The sequence below is a fragment of the Mailhella massiliensis genome (genome assembly GCF_020741395.1).
GTDB classification, from domain to species: Bacteria; Desulfobacterota; Desulfovibrionia; order Desulfovibrionales; family Desulfovibrionaceae; genus Mailhella; species Mailhella massiliensis_A.
The window spans coordinates 1-15,369 of record NZ_DYZA01000183.1 but is presented as its reverse complement, the minus strand read 5'-3'; the positions used below and the strand labels follow the sequence as shown (position 1 = coordinate 15,369).

Here is a 15,369-nt window from a genome sequence, read left to right as displayed (position 1 = left end):
CTGACCTTCTCCGTGTCCGAACAGCTCTCCGGCTACTTCCAGTTCCGCTCCTACTGGGACTGGGGTACCAATAACTACGGTGATACCGACACCTATGCCTTTGAAGGCGATCGCAACAATGAAATCTACCTGCGTCAGGCCTACATCGACTGGCTCATCCCCAACACCGATGTGAAGGTCCGTATGGGCCGCCAGAACATCGCCCTGCCTGCTCTTGCCGACGGCAAGAACATCGTTATGTGGAGCAAGGATCCGACCGACGGTATCACCGTGAGCGCTCCTGTGACCGACTGGATGACCGTGAACGCCTTCTGGGCCCGTCATGCCCGTGAGGCCGACAAGGTTCAGATTACCCGCAAGTCCAACAACATCGACGTGTTCGGCCTGGCCGCCGACATGGCCTTCGAAGGCTTCAAGGTGACTCCTTTCGTGGCCTATGCCGCCGTCGGTGACGGCATGGATCTTGGTGGCTGGACCAACAACAACAAGCCCGTGAAAGGCAAGAGCAGCGTTTACTGGGCTGGTATCACCGGCGCCATGACCTACTTCGATCCCTTCACCGTGAAGGCCAGCTTCGTGTACGGCGACCGCAACTTCACCAGCGACAATACCGCCGCTTACGTCGGCCAGCCCAGCCAGCACGGCTACTTCATGGAAGGCAGCGTGTCCTACAAGACCGCTTACGGTACTCCTGAACTGCTCGCCTTCTACGGCTCCGGCGACAGCGACGATGCGCAGTACGCCTACCAGGGCAGCATTCCTTCCGTCGGCGGCCGCTTCAAGGGTTCCTATGCCTTCTTCAACGGTTCCGGCCTGCTCGATAACGAAATCGAAAACAACCACAACGGCAACGGCGCCTGGGGCGTCCGCCTCGCCTGGAACGGTCTTTCCTTCATCGAAGACCTCTCCCATGACTTCGCCGTGGTGTACGCTCAGGGTACCAACGACTCTGAGAACGCTGCCCGCTTTGGTCTGAACCCCTCCTGGTACATGACCACCGACGACTCCATCGTCGAACTGGACTTCGGCACCACCTACAAGATCTACAAGAACCTCACCGCCTACCTCGAAGCCGCCTATGTGTTCGAAGACTTCGAGACCGGTGCTGATCATGCTCGTCTCGGCTCCTACGACGACGCTTGGAAGATCGCTCTGCTCTTCCAGTACAAGTTCTAATTCCGCGCGGGCCTGGCCTGTGCCGGACTGAACCGCCTTGCACGGGAGAGGACGCAAGTCCTCTCCCGTTTTTCATATCGGTTTTCCGCTCCTTCCGGCTAGGCGGAAGGAGCCGTCCGCATTGCTCCGGCGGCAGGTTTTCCCCGGCGTGCGCCGGCTGCGGCAAGTCTGCAATGCCTGAGAAATGATTGACGCATCCCAGGCTATCCTCTAGATTAAATTCGAGTTCTTTTCTCGGCTTCCTGTGCATTACCAGAGAGCACTCGTAAGCGCAGGCATGCTGAAACCGGACTGTCAGAAAAGGCGCGTTTTCCTGTGGCCGGGCGCATCTTTCCCTGATCCACGCAGCATTGCAATGCCCGCTTCAAAGAAGCGCTGCTTTGACCTCATTGCTTTTCTGCTCATATCAACCATACTCTCAGAGGGCTGCTTATGCTGCACAGCCTGAAAAAACAGCTTTCCGTCCCCGACATACGTCTTATGGTCGGCACGCCCGATGCGTCGACCATGAAAAATCTCTTTGCCTATCTGGAACCCTTGGGCTATCAGCTCGACAGCGCCGCAGGCAGCGATGAGGTGTATAACTGCCTGAAAAGCTCTTCCTACGACGCGATTATCCTTGATTCTCAGCTAAGCGATCAGAATGGGATTCCTCTCTACACCTGCCTGCGCATCGAACATGTCGCCTGCCCCATCGTTCTGCTCACGCCCGACACTACGATGGAAAATCTGCCCCGCTACCTGAACAGCGGGGCCGACGATATCGTCACCAGCCCTCTGCATCTTTTGGAGCTGGAGGCAAGGGTGCTTGCCTGCATACGCCTTTCTCGGGCGCATCTTGCTTCGGCAAAACTGAGCTGGGCAGGTATAGAATTGGACATTCAGGCACATACCGTGACATGCGACGGCAGGAACCTGCATTTGCCGCCCATGGCCTTCACGCTGCTTGCCAGGCTCATGAAGGCTGCGCCCAATGTGGTGAGCCGGAGCGAATTGCAAAATGAGCTTTACGGCGATGCTCCCCCCAGCAGCGATGCTCTGCGCACTTATATCCATATTCTGCGCAGCCGCCTGGAGCAGCAGAACAAGCCCATTTTGAAAACCGTGCCCAGGGTGGGGTTCCGTTTGGTTCCCATGCCCTAGGCAGGCTTTTCCTCCGGGAGCTTTTGGGGGAAAGGGCGACGCCGTGCGGGCCATGAGCATGATACGCCACTCCCTTTCCCGTGCTGTACTGCGGCCTTTGCAAAGCCCCTTCGGAGAGCCGTCCGGGAGCTTCCCGGTGCGGAAGGCACACGCCTCCGCCCGGAGAGCCTTCCGAGGCTCTGGAGGGGAAGCGGGGCTCCCTGCCCGGGAGGGGAAAGCATAGGGCGCTCTGCCGCACGGGGGTCTTTTCCTGAAGTAGCCGATTCCGGGGCAGGCGGGGCGGGAGTGCAAAGCGCTGCGGCGTAGCCTGTTTTCAGGTGGTGAGCCGGGAGAGTCGCATACGGCTCAGGGAAGGCGGGGCCAAAATCCCGGAGGAAGGCCTGCGCGCTCCGGGGCGTCAGCCCCGTTCCCAGGAAAGGGCCACCAGGAAGGAAGAAGGGGAAAATCCGGGCGCGTCTTTTTTTATGCCCTTTTCCAGCCTGAAGCCGTGCAGGGCGGCTATGCGCGCCATGATGGAAAGGCCGAGCCCGCTTCCGGCTTTCTCCTGCCCGGGAGGACGGAAGAAGCGTTCCCCCAGCCGCGCGGCGTATTCGTCGGGCAGGGGAGCGCAATCGTTCTGCACGGTGAGACTTTGCTGCCCCAGCGTCAGGCGTATGAGCCCGCCTTCCGGCGTGTAGGCGGAAGCGTTTTCCAGGATATTGCGCAGCAGCATGGAAAGGAGCGCGCTGTTGCCCTGCACGGAGGAGTTCAGCGAGCTGATCTGCGATTCCATGCGTATGCGGCGTTCTTCCAGCTTCGGCCTGTAGAGGGGGAGCAGCTCTTCCAGAAGCGCGGCCCAGCCCACTTCGGAGCCCTCCGCCGGATTGTTGCCGGACAGGCCCTGAGCTTCCAGCCGGGAAAGGGCGAGGATCTGTTCCATGAGCCGGGCGCAGCGGTCTATGCCCTGCCGGAGGAAGGACAGGGCCTCGCGCCTTGTCTCTTCGTCGATGCCGGGCTGCGCCGCTACCTGGGCCTGGATGCGAAGGCCGGCCAGAGGCGTGCGCAGTTCATGCGCCGCATCGGAAATAAAGGAGCGTTCCCTTGCCAGCATGGCTTCCGTCCTGGCGAAAAAGCCGTTCAGGGCTTCGGCCATGGGCAGGACTTCCGAGGGAAGGCGGCCCGTATCGAGCGGGGAGCTTTCTTCCGGCCTGCGTTCACGCAGGGCGGTGGCCATGGCCCTCAGGGGTGCAAGCTCTCTCGTGAGCAGGACGAAAAGACCGGTCAGCAATACGGGAAGCAGGATAAGCCAGGGCATTATCTGCTCTTCCAGCATATCCAGCGCCATATCTGCGCGGTAGTCCAGCTCCTGCCCCATAGCGATGACACGTCGCCCGTCGGTGGAATCCATCCATAAAATGCGCCATATTTCGTCGTCGCCGCGCAGGGGCGTCTCCACAAATCCGCGCCGCTCAGGTTCAAAAAGGAAGCGCCGGCCTGTTTTTCCGTGGCTGAACAGCATTTGCCCGTCCGGGGAAAATACGGCAAGGTCTATGGCCTCCTCTTCCACATCGCCGAAGGCATGCTTGTCCACGCCGGGGAGCATCTCCTTCATTTTCGGCATCTCTTTGCCGGTAAAGGAAATGTCGGCCGTGGCGAGCAGCCTTGCCACAAGCATCTGCCGGGAATCGAAAAATTCGTCGATGGAGTCGCGGCAGGCCTGCCAGGCGAAGAGGGCGGCCGCCAGCCATGCCGCAACCATAAAAAGGGAAAAGAACACGCTGAGCCTTAGCCTGAGGCTCCGCCGGCTGACAGGCATGGCAAGAATACGCTTCCACAGCGAGGGGAGAAGGCCGCATGCCGAGGCAAAAAGCCCGGGAGCGGAGCTCCCGGCCCGGGCGGTCGCGGGGCCGAGCAGTTTTCCTGCCGAGCGGAGCAGGCTTTTCAGGACATGTGCGATGCGTTGCTTCATGGGGTATCCTTGGAAGAATGGGCCTGGGGCAGGCCGACGGAAAGGCCTTTTTCCCCTGCCTGTGCGGAAAGAGCGCGGCATGCCACAGCTTCGGCAGGAGCATGCGGGGGAGGCTGTGCCTTGCGGCGGAGGGGAGCCGTTCATGCCGCCGCAGGGCCGTTGCCTCCTGCCTGTTTCCCCGCAGGGTACGCAGGCAGGACCGGTAAAGGGCGCTTTCCGGCACGATTGAGGGGCTTTTCCCGGCAGGTCAGCGGGCCTCGGCGTTTCCCAGGGTGTAGCCCACGGAATGTACGGTTTTTATGAAACTGTTCCCCAGCTTGCGGCGTATGCGGTGCACCAGTACTTCCACGGAATTGCTGCTGACCTCTTCTCCCCAGGGGTAGAGCTTTTCTTCAATGGCGCTTTTGGAAAGTACGCTCTGACGGTTGAGCAGAAGAAGCTCCACCAACATGATTTCCTTCTGTCCCAGGGCCACGGGCTGCCCGTTCAGGGTGACGGTTCTGCCGAGGGGGTCGAAGCTCACGGGGCCGTGGGAAAGCCTGTGTGAGGAGACGCCGTGCCTTCTGCGCACAAGGGCGCGCAGGCGGGCCGCCACTTCCTCCAGATCAAAGGGTTTGCCGAGGTAATCGTCCGCACCGAGGTTCAGGCCCTCGACTCGCTGGCTTATGGCATCCCTCGCGGTAAGGATGAGCACGGGCACATCCAGCCCTTTGGAGCGCCATTCGCGCAGTATGTCCAGCCCGTCCATGCCGGGAAGGCCGAGATCAAGAATGACGGCGTCGTACTCCGCCGAAGAAAGGGCCTGCATGCCCAGCGGGCCTTCCTTGAACCAGTCTGTGGCGAAGCCCAGGGCGGGAAGCCCCATCCTGAGCCCGTTGCCGATGAGAACATCATCTTCAATAAGAAGAACGCGCATGCCTTTGCCTCTGGGCGCATGCCCCGTGAGGGGCATGCGCTGTTTATCTCTTGATGAGCCGATCCACGTCTATTTCCAGCTCGTTCCAGTCCTTGTCCACTTCGCCGTGGATTTCCACAAGGTCGTCGGGCCCTACGGTCTGGCCCTGCCAGCGCTTGTGGTCGATATCCACGTTGATGGCGCCGGTCTCGTCCTTGAACAGGTAATGGTCGCCGCCGAGGTGCTGGACGATGCGGCCCCTGAGGGTGACGTGCGTGTCGTCGCGCATCTTCTTGGCCTGTTCCACCGTGGAGACGGAGGGGCCGGGGCCGGTGTAGCCGCCCGCAGCGCTGTAGGCGTTGTTCTGGGTGTAGCCCCCGTCTCCCCTGTTGGCAAGGGCGTCCGATGCGCCGAGGGTAAGCAGCAGGGCAAGGGACGCGGCGAGGGCGGCGGGAACGGCGGCGCGCCTGCGGGAAGGACGGGCGGCGGGGAAGGGACGGCTGTTGTCGGCGAGAGGATACATGGTCATGGTTGCCTCCAGAGGGCTTGTTGTTTTCGCTTCCCGGGGAACCGGGCAAGCCGGGTGTGTTTTTATCGATGGAGCTTTCCGCTCCCGGAAGGGAAGAGCTTTTTCCTGCTCTCCCCTTCATGTGAGGTCAGTACACTACGGCAAGCTTACACCGACCTTACATGGAAGATGTTTTTTTCGTAAGGAACATATTTTTGGGGAATTTCCCGGGGGAAGCCCGTCTTGCGGCAGGACGGCCATTTTTCTGAAGGTGATGCGGCGCGGCTGGGGAGGAGAAGGGGGGGCTTCGGAAGGAGAGGCGTAAAAAAAGCCGACCCGGAGGGGTCGGGCCGGCAGGGCGGTGTGAGAAGGGGCCGTCAAGGGGGAATACGGCCCTACCGCCCGTATGCGGCGGAAAAGGAGGTCCGATTCTTTTCCGCCGCCGGAAAACGGACTGCGGGGAGGTCTGCTCAGGAAGAGGAAGCCTGCGGGATCCGGCCTTCTTACGCTTTTTCCGGGCTCAGCCAGCCATGGGGCAGAAGCGGGGTATGCCGAAGATGCGGGCCGCCGCCGCGCCGGAAATGCCGAAGAAAAGCACGGGCCTGCCGATATCCACAAAGTCGACGAAGGAGCCGTTGCAGAGCGTGCTGCCCGTGCAGAGCACGAGGTCTGGCCATTCCAGCACTGCGTCCTGATAGCTTTTCTTGCCGTGTTCTATGGTGACGCCGGAGCGGACGCTGTCCACGAACTGCGGGTTCATATCCAGGACGCGCAGGGAAAATTCCTGTGAGAGCCGGGCGGTGAGGGCAGGTTGATAGCCCACCAGCGTGATGCGCGGGCGGTGGAAATGCCCGCGTATATAGGCGGCATAGGCTTCGGCGCAAAGCTCAAGCTCGTTGTTCCGGCAATGGACGGTGTGGTCGAGGTCGCCGGTAAAGCGCATGACGGCGTTGAGCGTGGCCACGAGAAGGCCCCGGCTGTGCGGGTCGTTGTCCACATCAAGGGCCAGGATATCTGCCAGAGTGCCGCTGAAGTCGGAAGGGGCGTCGGTAAAGGCCTGCCCCAGGGCTTCCCCGAATTGGGCCTGAAGCATGACTTCCCTGCCCGCGAGTATGGGATAGTCCTTGCGCTTGGTAGAGCCTATGGCTTCTTCCGGGGAAAGGCCCCGGCTTTTCAGGATGATGGGGCGTTCATTCAGGCGGTATTTCCATGCGATGTTTTCCAGCTCCTGCCTGAGGCGCTGGTACAGCTCCTGTGTTGTCATGCGTCCTCCAGTCCGAGAAAGGCGTTGAGTTCAGCGTCGTTGCTTCGGGTGAAAAGTTCCTGTGCCGAGCGGATGCAGAGCATCCTGCCCCGGGCCATGATGCCTATGCGTGAAGCCAGCGTCTGGGCTTCCTTGAAATCGTGGGTGACGAAAAGCACCGCGCAGTGGAATTTCCGGGGGATGCTCCGTATTTCTTCATACAGGCTTTTTTTCGTGGCCGGGTCGAGCGAGGAAAAGGGTTCGTCGAGAAGGAGCAGGCGGGGGCGCAGCACCAGCGCGCGGGCCAGCGCGACGCGTTGCCGCTCCCCGCCACTCAGGGTTTGAGGATATTCTTTTAAAATATGGCCTATGGAAAGCAGGGAGGAAATGTCCCTTACCTTTTCTTCCTGTTCCGCGCGGCTTTTATGGCGCACCCGGAGCCCGTAGGCGATGTTTTTTTCCACATTCATGTGAGGAAAGAGGGCGTAGTCCTGATACACGAAGCCGATGCGCCGCTCGGTGAGGGGGATATCCTGCACGGGAGTGCCGTAGAGAAGCACGCGCCCACCTTCCGGGGTGTAGAATCCCGCCGCCGATTCCAGAAGCAGCGTTTTGCCCGCACCCGTGCGGCCGAGTATGGCGAAAAGCTCCCCTTCCGCCACGGAGAAGGAAATGTCTTCCATGTGCATACTGCCCCGCGTGAGGCGGAAGGATTCAAAGGCGAGGGGCATGGTCACCAGAAGGAACCCTCCATGCGGCTGGCGGCCCGGCGCTGAAGCAGGGTGGAGAAAAGAAGCGCCGTGCCGGAAATGATGAGCAGGATGATTGCGGCGGCCATGGCCATGCCGTTGTCTCCGGTACTGATATTGAGGTAGATGCTGGCGGGCAGGGTCTCCGTTTTCATGCGCGTGACTCCCACGAGCATGAGCGTAGCCCCGAATTCCCCTATGGCGCGCGACCAGGTGAGTATGGCGGCCATGAGGATGGAATTGCGGCACAGGGGCAGCGTGATGGTGCAGAACCTTTGCCAGCGGGAAGCTCCCAGCGTGCCTGCGATGAATTCCAGGCGGCTGTCCATCTCTTCCAGCGCTGTGCGCATGAGCCGGATCACAAAGGGGATGTTGACTATCCACTGCGCCATGACAATGCCCGCCGGTTCAAAGATGACCCGGATACCGAAGTTTTTAAGCATCCTTCCCGCTTCAGAGGAAAACATCATGAGCAGGCACAGCCCGAGCACGAGATACGGCAGGGAAAGGGGCAGCTCCAGCACCAGCCGGCAGACGTTGCGCAGGGGCATGCGGCAGCGGGCGAGGGCGTAGGCGCAGGGGATGCCCACCACAAAGCAGAGCAATGTGGAAACTGTGGACGTAACGAGGCTCAGCCTGATGGAGAAAAGCACCTCTTCCGAACAGAGTGCCCCGGGCAGAAAGGGCAGTCCTCCCACGATGATGGTGCCGAGGGAAGCGGTGAGGAAAAGGACGGTGAGAAAGGCGACGCATAAACTTGCGCCGTCGAAAAACGACATGTTCCGTTTCATGGCGCGACCGGAAAATCCGCTTCATGCCGAAGGGTTGCGGGAAAGGGGAAGGGCGCCGCAAGGCGCCCGGAGTGTCAGTTCAGCACCACATAGCCGTGCTTTTCCCAGATAGCCTTCGCTTCATCGGAATCGAGAAATTCCAGGAAGACCTTCTGCCCTTCGGGATTGGTGGAGACGGAGAGCGTGGCCGCGGGGATGGTCTTCACATAGGCGTCCATGGCCGGGTCGGCGAGAATATCCATGGCGGAAGTCACGTTTTCCTTCCACACGATGATGGCGTCGCACTCGCCCACGTTCAGCGCGTTGAAGATGGAGGGCGCGGTGACGCCCCGGCTCACCACATTGACCTTGCCGGTGAGCCCCGCGTCGGCAAGGGCCTTGTCCGCTATCTTCCCTATGGGCGTGGCCTTGGCGTCGCCGAGTACCACGCGAAGGTCGCTTCTGGCAAGATCCCTGATACCGGAAATATTTTTAGGGTTGCCCTTGGCCACAGCCAGCACGGGGATATGCTTCACGAGGTCGCGCTTGGCGGAAACGTATTTTTCCACGGGCTTCAGCTCTTCCGCAGCCCCGGCGATGAAGAAGTCGCCTTCCTGCGCGGTATTGATCTGCGACTGTATCTGCCCGGCGTTGGCATAGGTTACTTCCATGCCTACCTGCGTCTTTTTGGTGAAGGCGGCGGCTATTTCGCCGAAGGGCTTGGTCATGCCCGCGCCGCAATAGACGTGCAGGGATTCTGCCGCCGGAGCAAAGGAGGGACTGGTCAGGATGAAGGCCGCCGCAACACAGAAGAGGAGAGGAAATTTTTTCATGCGATTCTCCATGCAGCGCAGATGCGCAGTTCCGGTGTTGCTCACAGATGAAAACACCAGAACCATGGGTACATGGGTATCCATGCATGGTTCAAGCGCAGCGTTTTCTTTCCATGCCGCAGGGCATTCAAGGAGGCGGGGCCGTTTCCAGCACCACCCTGTGAGCAGAACTCAGGTCGGAGCGGCATGGCGTTGCGCTGTAGCCGGACCGACTCGAAAACTTACCTTTTGAAATAAAACAGGCGTGATTTCTTTGTCAAGACAGGGAAGCGCATAACCTTTCCGTCTTTTTATTTTGAAAAAGGCCGGGGAACCGGCAGAAGGGCGTATTCTTGATGGGAAGATCGAAAAAACGGAAAAAGGATGAAAAAGTCCGTCCCTGTTCGGCTGGCCGTGGAAACAGAGAGATGCACCGCATTTGTTGCGGAACGTCGCTGCTTCGGGAAGGAAACGGCCTTCACAAGGAGGTGAGGGTCGCTCTCAGGGCGTTGACAAGCTTCAGAACGGCTTCCTGCAGGGATCCGGCATTTTCGATATGTATCCATTGAGTGACGGATTCTTCTTCCGGGATAGGAGTGAAAGCGGCCCTGAGCCGCTCTTCTCTTTCCTCATGGGATTCGCGGCCCCGTGCGAGGAGCCTTGCGTACAGAAGGGCGGGAGGCGCGCTGATGAGTACGGGCAGAATGTTCGGGTAGCGTTGCCGTGCCAGGGGGAATGCTGTGCGGGAACCGTTGACCAGCAGAGAGATGCCGCTCTCAAGCAGGTGATCCCATGCAGAGGGGATGCCGTATCTGCAGCCGTGGCTTGCCCATTGAAGGGAAAAGCGGCCCATGGCGGAGAGCTCTTCAAAGCGTTCCCGGCTTACGGGAATATGCCTTTCCGCCCCGGTATCGGCAGGCCTTGTGATATAGCGCCGCACAAAGGCCAGCGGCAGGCCGTGGGCATGGCTCCGCAGGGCGCTCAGGAGGCTGTCCTTCCCCGCACCGGAAGGGACATAAATGAGCCCGCCGCGCCAGCCTGTGCCGTGCATGGCGCTCCCCTGTTGTTCGTGCCGCTCAGGAGCGGGCGGAGAGAGCGGCGGCCCCGGGGTCAGCGGGCGCGCAGGGAGCGGTCGAGCACAAGGGCGATGAGGAAGATGCCCGCGATGTTGAAGGCCAGGCGAAGGGCCATGAAGCGGAAGCCGAGGGTGGCGGTTTCAAACATGATGAGCGGGATCTTGGTGCAGGACCATGCCCCGATGAAGATGAAGACATTGAGCATGCGCGCGCCTTTCTGCATCATGACGCAGGCCAGGGGGAAGGCCGCGTACAGCGGCCCCGCCGCCGCGGACCCCAGGAAGAAGGCCAGAAGCATGCCTCTGAGCCCCGAGCCCTCTCCCAGATATTTCATCATGGTTTCCCTCTCTACCCACACGTCCAGAAGGCCGAGCAGCACGAAGATGGGCGGCAGGAAGGAAAGCATCTCCACGAGGTTGGCGCGCGTGAGTTCCAGAGCTTTCTGCCCTGTGGCGGGAGCGAGGAAGAGCAGGGAAGCGCTGAGAAGGGCGAGGCCCAGAAAGAAGGCGTAGCGCCTGCAGAGTGTGAGAATCATAGCATCGCCCCCAGAAGAAAGGAAGAAAGTACGGCATAGAGGAGGGCGAGAAGGTTTCTTTGCACCGCGAGTCGCCTGCCGAAACAGGCGCTTTCCAGCGGCAGGGTAACGATGCCCACCATCATGAGCGTGGTCAAAAACATGGCCGTCTGCCCATAGCCCGCGCCGGAGGCGAGGACAGAGGCTGCCAGAGGGAAGGCAATGAAGCCGGGAATGAGCGTGACGGAACCTGCCACGGCTGCCAGCAGCATGCCCATGAGGCCGGATTCCTTCCCCAGCAGGCGGGAAATGAGGCTTTCATCCACTACGGCGAGCATGAGCCCTACCAGCAGGAGTATGGAAAGGAACTGCGGCAGGATACCTTCAAAGGATTTCCAGCCTTTTTTCAGGGCGCGGAGCGTCTTCTGCCTGTCTTTGGCAAAGGAGAGGCAGACCAGAAGCAGGGTTGCGAGGTAAAGCGCTGCTGTGGACATGTCATTTCCCCCTTTTCGGCAGAGGCGCCATGGGCAGGCGGACAAGCCCTTCCGCTCCGCCTTCCCTTTCCATGTTCGCCATGCCCTCGATTTCCCGGGCCAGATCATGCAGCCTTTCCCTTTCTACGGCATAGTGCATGTGGTAGCCGCGTTTTTCCCCGGAGAGGAGGCATGCTTCCTTCAGCACCCTGAGGTGCTGCGATACCGCGCTTTCACTTATGTTCAGGCTGCGGGCAAGGGCGGTAACGCACATGTTGTGCGTAAGCAGCAGCACGACGATGCGGCGGCGTGTTTCATCGGCCAGGGCTCGGTAGAGGGGGGCGTTGTCCATGATTTCCTCTGGTTCCGCATGCCTCCCGGCCGGAGGCGCGGCGGGGTGAAGGCCTTCCGGGCGACGAAGGGCCGCCCGGCACGGGATATGGGATAAATTTAATTAAGCAGTTACTTAAATAAAAAAGACGTCTTCTTTCGTCAAGCCGGAAAAGCGGAAAACAGCGTGTAAAGTCGGGAAAAAAGCGTTGACAGAAAAAATGGACAATAGGTATAAAGGTAAGACCAATAAACCCTATCGGCACAATGCAGGAGAAGAAGGCGGGTAGTCCCGAAGCGCGGGCGACTTGTCCTTCATGGGCGGGGCCAGGCCTTCCAGAGCGCAGGGGGCCCTGCGGGCAAGGCTGAGAGGGGTATCAGTTTTCAGGTATGCGGCACGGCCGCACAGGCAGAATGTCAAGGAAGCCCTGCCCGGGGCAGCGGCGGAAACGGAGGAAGGCGACATGCAACAAAAGGTAAACGATCTGCGCAGCGCCCTGGAGCTTTTGCGTTCCATGCCGGGCCAGCTTGTTTCCACAAAGGTGGAAGTGGATCCGGAGGCGGAGCTTTCCGGGGTGTACCGCTATGTGGGTGCGGGCGGCACGGTGAAGCGGCCCACGAAGGAAGGCCCGGCCATGATGTTTGAAAACGTCAAGGGCCACCCGGGCGCGCGCGTAGTCATAGGGCTTATGGCAAGCCGCAGGCGCGTGGCCGCGCTTCTGGGCACGGAGATGGAGAATCTCGGCAAAAAGCTCTGGGAATGTGTGGATTCCCCTCTGCCGCCCGTTTTTGAGGAAGGCCCCGCCCCCTGCCAGGAGGTGGTTCACCTTGCCTCTGAGGAAGGCTTCGACCTGAACCGCCTGGTACCCGCCCCCACCAATACCCCGCAGGACGCCGGGCCTTACATCACCCTCGGCATGTGCTATGCCGCCCATCCCGACACGGGCCGATGGGACGTGACTATCCACAGGCTCTGCATCCAGAGCAGGGACACGCTTTCCATTTTCTTCACCCCCGGCGCGCGGCATATCGGGGCCATGGCGGAGCGGGCGGAGCAGCTCGGCAGGGCGCTCCCCATTTCCATAAGCATAGGGGTGGATCCGGCCATTGCCATAAGTTCCTGCTTCGAGCCGCCGACCACGCCGCTCGGCTACGATGAACTTTCCGTGGCGGGCGCCCTGCGCGGGGAGCCGGTACGCCTTTGCAGGTGCGTGAGCGTGGACTGCCGCGCCATAGCCCCGGCCGAATATGTGATTGAAGGCGAAGTGCTGCCTCATGTGCGCATCCAGGAAGACCAGAACCGCCGCACAGGCTACGCCATGCCGGAATTTCCCGGCTACACGGGCCCGGCAAGCTCCGAGTGCTGGTGCATCAAAGTGAAGGCCGTCACCCACAGGAAAAACCCCATCATGCAGACCTGCATAGGCCCCAGCGAGGAACACGTTTCCATGGCGGGCATCCCCACGGAGGCGAGCATCTACGGCATGGTGGAGCGCGCCATGCCCGGGCGGCTGCAGAATGTGTACTGTGCGTCGGCGGGCGGCGGGAAGTACATGGCCGTCATGCAGTTCCGCAAGCTTTCCGCGAGCGACGAAGGCCGTCAGCGCCAGGCCGCGCTGCTGGCTTTTTCCGCCTTCAGCGAACTCAAGCATGTCTTTCTGGTGGATGAGGATGTGGACTGTTTCGACATGAACGACGTCTTGTGGGCCATGAACACGCGCTTTCAGGGAGATCGGGATATCGTCACCATTCCCGGCGTGCGCTGCCACCCGCTGGACCCTTCCAACGACCCGGCCTATTCCCCCAGCATCCGGGATCACGGCATTGCCTGCAAGACCATTTTCGACTGCACGGTGCCCTTTACCCTGAAGGAAAGGTTTGTCCGTGCCGCGTTCATGGAGACCGACCCCTCGCGCTGGCTGGACGGAGCAAAATGACATGCCCTCGGAAAACAGACGAAAAAGGCTGGTCATAGCCGCCACCGGGGCGAGCGGCTCCCCTCTGCTTCGGGAGTGCCTGCGCCTTGTGCGCGCGCAGCCCGGCTGGGAAAGCTGCCTCATTATGAGCCGGGGCGCGAAAGTCACGCTGGGCTATGAAACCGACCTCTCGGTGGAGGAGGTGTACGGCATGGCCGACGCCGTGCTTGAGCCTGAGGATATTGACGCGGGCCCCGCCAGCGGCAGCTATCCGGCGGAGGGGATGCTGGTGGTTCCGTGCAGCATGAAGACGGTGGCCGGCATCGCTTCGGGCTATGCCGACAGCCTCATCCTGCGCGCGGCGGACGTGACCATCAAGGAACAGCGCCCCCTGGTGCTGGCGGCCCGGGAAGCGCCGCTCAGTGCCGTCCACCTGCGGAATCTCCTTGAGCTTTCCCGCCTGCCCGGCGTGCGCATCGTGCCGCCGGTGCTCACCTATTACCACAGGCCGGGAAGCGTGGAGGACATGACGCGGTACTGCGCCTGCCGCCTTCTTCAGCCTTTCGGGCTGGAGGTGGAAGGCATGTTCCGCTGGGGAGAAAAATAAGAGAAGGCAGTGCGCGTCCGGGCCGGGGAATGCGGGGGATGCACCTCCGGCAGGCCCGCCCGTGCCCCGGCTTCTTTTCTGCGCCGTGGGGCGGGCGTCGGAAAGGCGATGGGGAAGGTCGATCACGGCTCTTTCCCGCGCGCCTGCTCCGCCGAAAACGCGCTTCCCGAGCAGGGCTGCTTTTGCATGTACCTGTCCCGAACTTTTCCCTAAGGATGGTGACCATGAACCGGACACAGGACCGGCACGGACCGTTTATCCCTGTCCGTCAGCAGAAGCTCTATGAACAGGTGGAGGAGCAGATACGCGAAGCTATCAGGAACAATGAATTTGTTCTGGGCGACAAGCTTCCTTCCGACCGTGAGCTTGCCGAGCTTTTCCAGACCAGCCGCCCCGTGGTGAGGGAGGCCATTCGTTCCCTGGAGGCCAAGGGCATCATCAGCGTCCGTCCCGGGGTACGGGGCGGGGCGTTCCTTGTACCCATGACGGTGGAACCCATGGTGGAAACCATCTCCCACATGCTTTTTCTCGGGCAGATCACCAATAAGGACATGCTCGACACCTGGCTTCTTCTGGAACCGCCGCTGGCCGCGCAGGCCGCCGCGAACTGCGGGGAGTCTGCCGCGCGCAGGCTTAAGGAGGACCTTGAGCTTGTGCGGCAGGGCTTTTCCGACATGGAGGCGAGCGGCGTGAAAGGCGTGAAGCCCGTCCCCCCGGGGGCGGACAACCTGCACCGTTTCATTGCCGAGCTTTCCGGCAACCACATGGCGCTTCTGCTCATGGACACGCTCATGCGCGTGGTGGGGGAAAAGACCTGCCTTGTGGATTTCACGGCGGAGGAAAAAAAAGCCTTCATGGATTAGCACGAAGCCATTGTGACTGCCATTGTGGCCGGGAGTCCTGAAGAGGCGAGAAAGGCCAGCGAGGCCCATATCCGCGTCGTGTACGCCATTCATGAACGGCAGGCGAAAAAGTAGGCGCTCCCCTTGAAAGACTGCGTTTTTCCGGCGGAGGGGCCGCCTCCCGCCTCAATGCCCGCCCATACCGGGACAAAAAAACGTGGAGATCTGCTCCACGTTTTTTTGGTTAAAAGAAAACCCCCAGCTAGGCTGGGGGTTCCCGAAAACTTATAGTTATGCGTAGGTTATAAACACTCCTTTTGATTTGCTAAGAAAGAGGTGCGGTCTGGCAACTGCGCCCATAAGCAAA

The 15,369-nt window shown here is 60.8% G+C and carries 16 protein-coding genes and 1 riboswitch; of the genes, 5 read left to right on the top strand and 11 right to left on the bottom strand.

Going from position 1 to position 15,369, the window contains the following annotated elements; all coding sequences use genetic code 11:
- Together K8W16_RS09130 and K8W16_RS09125 are read left to right on the top strand one after the other, a co-directional pair.
- A partial coding sequence (locus K8W16_RS09130) for an outer membrane homotrimeric porin (RefSeq protein WP_304122839.1) occupies positions 1 to 1,176 on the top strand: 1,176 nt, incomplete at its 5' end.
- A 432-nt stretch (positions 1,177 to 1,608) separates the two neighbouring features.
- Positions 1,609 to 2,319: a response regulator transcription factor gene (locus K8W16_RS09125; protein ID WP_304122838.1), complete on the top strand. Its 711-nt coding sequence runs from the start codon at positions 1,609 to 1,611 to the stop codon at positions 2,317 to 2,319.
- A gap of 397 nt (positions 2,320 to 2,716) precedes the next feature.
- Here K8W16_RS09125 and K8W16_RS09120 read toward each other — a convergent pair whose 3' ends face one another.
- The 11 genes from K8W16_RS09120 to K8W16_RS09070 all read right to left on the bottom strand — a co-directional run bounded on the left by K8W16_RS09120 (position 2,717) and on the right by K8W16_RS09070 (position 11,659).
- Positions 2,717 to 4,267: a histidine kinase dimerization/phospho-acceptor domain-containing protein gene (locus K8W16_RS09120; protein ID WP_304122837.1), complete on the bottom strand. Its 1,551-nt coding sequence runs from the start codon at positions 4,265 to 4,267 to the stop codon at positions 2,717 to 2,719.
- 247 nt (positions 4,268 to 4,514) lie between these two features.
- On the bottom strand, positions 4,515 to 5,183 hold the full coding sequence (locus K8W16_RS09115) for a response regulator (protein WP_304122835.1): 669 nt from the start codon (positions 5,181 to 5,183) through the stop codon (positions 4,515 to 4,517).
- Positions 5,184 to 5,226: 43 nt separating this feature from the next.
- Positions 5,227 to 5,691, bottom strand: a complete 465-nt coding sequence (locus K8W16_RS09110; protein WP_304122834.1) for a NirD/YgiW/YdeI family stress tolerance protein — start codon at positions 5,689 to 5,691, stop codon at positions 5,227 to 5,229.
- A 499-nt stretch (positions 5,692 to 6,190) separates the two neighbouring features.
- The gene (locus K8W16_RS09105; RefSeq protein WP_304122833.1) at positions 6,191 to 6,934 is read right to left on the bottom strand and encodes a Rossmann-like domain-containing protein; all 744 of its coding nucleotides are present in this window, start codon (positions 6,932 to 6,934) and stop codon (positions 6,191 to 6,193) included.
- Positions 6,931 to 7,644: an ATP-binding cassette domain-containing protein gene (locus K8W16_RS09100; protein ID WP_304122840.1), complete on the bottom strand. Its 714-nt coding sequence runs from the start codon at positions 7,642 to 7,644 to the stop codon at positions 6,931 to 6,933. Before K8W16_RS09100 ends, K8W16_RS09105 begins: the two co-directional genes overlap by 4 nt.
- A 2-nt stretch (positions 7,645 to 7,646) precedes the next feature.
- On the bottom strand, positions 7,647 to 8,441 hold the full coding sequence (locus K8W16_RS09095; protein WP_304122832.1) for an ABC transporter permease: 795 nt from the start codon (positions 8,439 to 8,441) through the stop codon (positions 7,647 to 7,649).
- An 86-nt stretch (positions 8,442 to 8,527) separates the two neighbouring features.
- Entirely contained in the window at positions 8,528 to 9,265 is a 738-nt protein-coding gene (modA, locus tag K8W16_RS09090; RefSeq protein ID WP_304122831.1) for a molybdate ABC transporter substrate-binding protein, read from the bottom strand.
- Between the two features lie 88 nt (positions 9,266 to 9,353).
- Positions 9,354 to 9,496: riboswitch (molybdenum cofactor riboswitch) on the bottom strand.
- 226 nt (positions 9,497 to 9,722) lie between these two features.
- The gene (gene phnN, locus K8W16_RS09085; protein WP_304122830.1) at positions 9,723 to 10,295 is read right to left on the bottom strand and encodes a phosphonate metabolism protein/1,5-bisphosphokinase (PRPP-forming) PhnN; all 573 of its coding nucleotides are present in this window, start codon (positions 10,293 to 10,295) and stop codon (positions 9,723 to 9,725) included.
- Between the two features lie 59 nt (positions 10,296 to 10,354).
- Positions 10,355 to 10,855, bottom strand: coding sequence for a permease (locus K8W16_RS09080; protein WP_304122829.1), 501 nt, complete (start codon positions 10,853 to 10,855; stop codon positions 10,355 to 10,357).
- A complete protein-coding gene (locus K8W16_RS09075; RefSeq protein ID WP_304122828.1) occupies positions 10,852 to 11,328 on the bottom strand; it encodes a permease in 477 nt (158 codons plus the stop codon). Before K8W16_RS09075 ends, K8W16_RS09080 begins: the two co-directional genes overlap by 4 nt.
- Before the next feature lies 1 nt (position 11,329).
- A complete protein-coding gene (locus K8W16_RS09070) occupies positions 11,330 to 11,659 on the bottom strand; it encodes a helix-turn-helix transcriptional regulator (RefSeq protein ID WP_304122827.1) in 330 nt (109 codons plus the stop codon).
- Between the two features lie 442 nt (positions 11,660 to 12,101).
- Here K8W16_RS09070 and K8W16_RS09065 point away from each other — a divergent pair, with 442 nt between their 5' ends.
- The 3 genes from K8W16_RS09065 (at position 12,102) to K8W16_RS09055 (ending at position 15,023) form a co-directional block, all read left to right on the top strand.
- Complete coding sequence (locus tag K8W16_RS09065; protein ID WP_304122826.1) at positions 12,102 to 13,574, top strand: UbiD family decarboxylase; 1,473 nt, start codon at positions 12,102 to 12,104, stop codon at positions 13,572 to 13,574.
- Between the two features lies 1 nt (position 13,575).
- Positions 13,576 to 14,160, top strand: a complete 585-nt coding sequence (locus K8W16_RS09060; RefSeq protein ID WP_304122825.1) for a UbiX family flavin prenyltransferase — start codon at positions 13,576 to 13,578, stop codon at positions 14,158 to 14,160.
- A 224-nt stretch (positions 14,161 to 14,384) separates the two neighbouring features.
- Entirely contained in the window at positions 14,385 to 15,023 is a 639-nt protein-coding gene (locus tag K8W16_RS09055) for a FadR/GntR family transcriptional regulator (protein ID WP_304122824.1), read from the top strand.
- The last annotated feature ends 346 nt before the right edge of the window (positions 15,024 to 15,369 follow it).

Excerpts from the sequence above, each read along its gene's own strand:
- K8W16_RS09125 (WP_304122838.1), top strand. The coding sequence starts at position 1,609 with ATGCTGCACAGCCTGAAAAAACAGCTTTCCGTCCCCGACATACGTCTT.
- K8W16_RS09120 (WP_304122837.1), bottom strand. The coding sequence starts at position 4,267 with ATGAAGCAACGCATCGCACATGTCCTGAAAAGCCTGCTCCGCTCGGCA.
- K8W16_RS09115 (WP_304122835.1), bottom strand. The coding sequence starts at position 5,183 with ATGCGCGTTCTTCTTATTGAAGATGATGTTCTCATCGGCAACGGGCTC.
- K8W16_RS09110 (WP_304122834.1), bottom strand. The coding sequence starts at position 5,691 with ATGACCATGTATCCTCTCGCCGACAACAGCCGTCCCTTCCCCGCCGCC.
- K8W16_RS09105 (WP_304122833.1), bottom strand. The coding sequence starts at position 6,934 with ATGACAACACAGGAGCTGTACCAGCGCCTCAGGCAGGAGCTGGAAAAC.
- K8W16_RS09100 (WP_304122840.1), bottom strand. The coding sequence starts at position 7,644 with ATGCCCCTCGCCTTTGAATCCTTCCGCCTCACGCGGGGCAGTATGCAC.
- K8W16_RS09095 (WP_304122832.1), bottom strand. The coding sequence starts at position 8,441 with ATGTCGTTTTTCGACGGCGCAAGTTTATGCGTCGCCTTTCTCACCGTC.
- modA (WP_304122831.1), bottom strand. The coding sequence starts at position 9,265 with ATGAAAAAATTTCCTCTCCTCTTCTGTGTTGCGGCGGCCTTCATCCTG.
- phnN (WP_304122830.1), bottom strand. The coding sequence starts at position 10,295 with ATGCACGGCACAGGCTGGCGCGGCGGGCTCATTTATGTCCCTTCCGGT.
- K8W16_RS09080 (WP_304122829.1), bottom strand. The coding sequence starts at position 10,855 with ATGATTCTCACACTCTGCAGGCGCTACGCCTTCTTTCTGGGCCTCGCC.
- K8W16_RS09075 (WP_304122828.1), bottom strand. The coding sequence starts at position 11,328 with ATGTCCACAGCAGCGCTTTACCTCGCAACCCTGCTTCTGGTCTGCCTC.
- K8W16_RS09070 (WP_304122827.1), bottom strand. The coding sequence starts at position 11,659 with ATGGACAACGCCCCCCTCTACCGAGCCCTGGCCGATGAAACACGCCGC.
- K8W16_RS09065 (WP_304122826.1), top strand. The coding sequence starts at position 12,102 with ATGCAACAAAAGGTAAACGATCTGCGCAGCGCCCTGGAGCTTTTGCGT.
- K8W16_RS09060 (WP_304122825.1), top strand. The coding sequence starts at position 13,576 with ATGCCCTCGGAAAACAGACGAAAAAGGCTGGTCATAGCCGCCACCGGG.
- K8W16_RS09055 (WP_304122824.1), top strand. The coding sequence starts at position 14,385 with ATGAACCGGACACAGGACCGGCACGGACCGTTTATCCCTGTCCGTCAG.